Source organism: Endozoicomonas sp. ONNA1 (assembly GCF_024606325.1).
Taxonomy (GTDB): Bacteria; Pseudomonadota; Gammaproteobacteria; order Pseudomonadales; family Endozoicomonadaceae; genus Endozoicomonas_A.
Window position 1 is genome coordinate 1 of the sequence record NZ_JAHHPN010000835.1, and the last position, 2,367, is coordinate 2,367.

A 2,367-nucleotide genomic window follows, 5' to 3' on the forward strand; every position below is an offset into this window, starting at 1 on the left:
GGCTTCCTTCATGCGCTGTAAAAACATTCCCTTGCCCCCAAGTTGTTCCCGGTTGTCAGGAGAACAATTAGCAGCCTGATCTGGAACAGGTGAGCGGCATTTGCGGTTGGAGAGTGGCGTTGCGTCGGGAACGCCAATGGGATCAAGATCATCGAAACAGCTTTCGGGTGAACTATCAGCTCCGGTATTCTGATCGCAGGCAGTTGCCAGACTTTGAGTATCTGATCTACCAATTATTGCTGGTGATAAAGGTAACATAAAGATATCCCTCTCATGTTAATATTCATCCATGATTCGACGGTAAGTCGTTACTTGTATCTGACAATATTGTTTTTATAAAGTTCACCCTTCAGCTTTAAGCATGCAGTAGAAAAAACAACAATAGGCTGGCAACAGGGTTTGCACGGGTCAACGTTGTCTGAATCAATCAGACCTTATTCGCAGGTTATCTGAGGTATTGACGAACTTCGGGGTTTCTTTGTTTTGCTTCATTGATAAACGCCTTATTATCTTTAAGCCCGGCAGCAGCATAACTGAAAGCTTCAGGATTTATTTCAATGAGTTCGAGCATACACCGGCGATCCTTTAAAAGCGTTTTACTGACATAGCTTAAGATAGAAACATTAAAAGCCACTAAGGTTTTAATAATGTTTTTATCATTTCGAATTCTGTCACTGGCATATTCCAGAGCTGCTGGATAATCTTTGATAGCGGCTATGACAACCTCTTCATTATCCCGTGGTTCGGGTCCGGCCTCTTGCAGACAATCGCCATCGATGGTGACTGCAGCCAGGACGACCTGTTTATCATTCTTTAGCTCTTCACTGACACCTTCCAGGCAAGATGGATCCAATGAAATGACTGCTAATACAAGCTCTTTATCATTTCGAATTCGTTGGCTAGCATATTTCATGCCAGCCCTGAGCAGAAAACTCTTGACCTTTTCTTTTTGTCCATCAGACAACTGCGCCGGTGGAAGATGAAACTCCAGACTGTAACTGTAGGACGGCTTGATAAAGTAATACTGATCTTTCAAATGAGGATACAAAAGCTCAACCCATTGATAAGCCTTATCAGGATCTAAGAATAAAAAATGATGGTATAGCTCCCTGAAGATTTCCTTAGAGTGTTGATCACTCATTAACATTTCGCAAAAATTGTCCTCCGATGTAGCTAACCGTCGCCCATAATCAATAAACTGTCGTTGACGGTTGCTTAATAACTGGTAGTAACCCGGATCAATTCGAATTCGCTCCCCCACAGACATTAGGAAAAGGCAATGCTGAAAGGCAAATCTATTGGCTTCTGCCGAAACACCGCTATTAAGGCGTTGTACAAGCGAGTTAAAGCTCCACTGACCTCCTTCAAAAATGGTTCTTTGACTAAAGAACAGATCCAAATTCCGGAGTGATCGTAACACCGTCGTCAGCTTTACAAACGCCTCCCGAATGATTGGACGTGATCTTATTCGGGGGCATTCGACGATAATTTCTCCCGCTATGGCGTTACAATTTAGCTTTATGCTATCCGCATTTTCATCCAGTTCGATCGCTTTCAGTGACTCCACCAGAAACCACATACGTTTGAACTTGCCGCGTGTAATACGGTCATCAGCACTACCAAATTGGTCAGAATATTTCAGCCGCAGGGTTCGTCCTTTCCCACCCTCTGCATGTTCAAGTAGCTCGATAACGCTCACATGAGATCCTAACCTCAGATTAACAATCAAGGCTTCATCCATAATGATGACAACCCCGTTAAGAATCATTAATGCATCGAGGGATGCTTTGCAGGCTGGACTCAATAGTGCTTCCGTTTCAGTCAGAGCCCTGCAATCGATATAGGTGATGCACTGTTCTGGAGAGATCCTGCCCTGACCCGAGGCCACTGTGACCGGTGAAAGCGCCTTTACGAAGCGCTGATGCAGGGCAAAAATCAGTTCATGCACGCTCCGGATCTGCTCAGCCTCATAAGGGTCGAGTGCCTGGAGACAGGATTGTAACTGATGACAGTCTGCCACCCAGTGACGAAATATTCCCGGGGATAGCTGCCCTTTTTCAGTGGCTTGCACTGGAAGGATGATACTCTTTAGCCCTGACCGGATAGTTCGTTTCAGCGTCTCGAACCGGCTGCTCAGTTGCAATAATTCATCCAGCAATATTTCGATCTCGGATGAAGCTCTGCTACCCGCCAGCCGCAGGAATGCATGATACCCATCCAGCAGAGCTTCAGCCCCATGAACCAGCCGTTTTACGCTGTCACAGGTCTCTGCCAGTAGCTTTGATCGTTGCGGCGACATGCTCAGTTTTATCGGGTTTGCCAGACAATCCAGTCCGCCGCCGGAGGCAAAAAATGCCAACAAACGGG

At 45.8% G+C, this 2,367-nt stretch carries 2 protein-coding genes; both read right to left on the reverse strand.

Going from position 1 to position 2,367, the window contains the following annotated elements:
* A partial coding sequence (locus KDK19_RS19745; protein ID WP_257255074.1) for a hypothetical protein occupies window positions 1–258 on the reverse strand: 258 nt, incomplete at its 3' end.
* A gap of 187 nt (window positions 259–445) precedes the next feature.
* A partial coding sequence (locus KDK19_RS19750; protein WP_257292694.1) for a DUF4116 domain-containing protein occupies window positions 446–2,367 on the reverse strand: 1,922 nt, incomplete at its 5' end.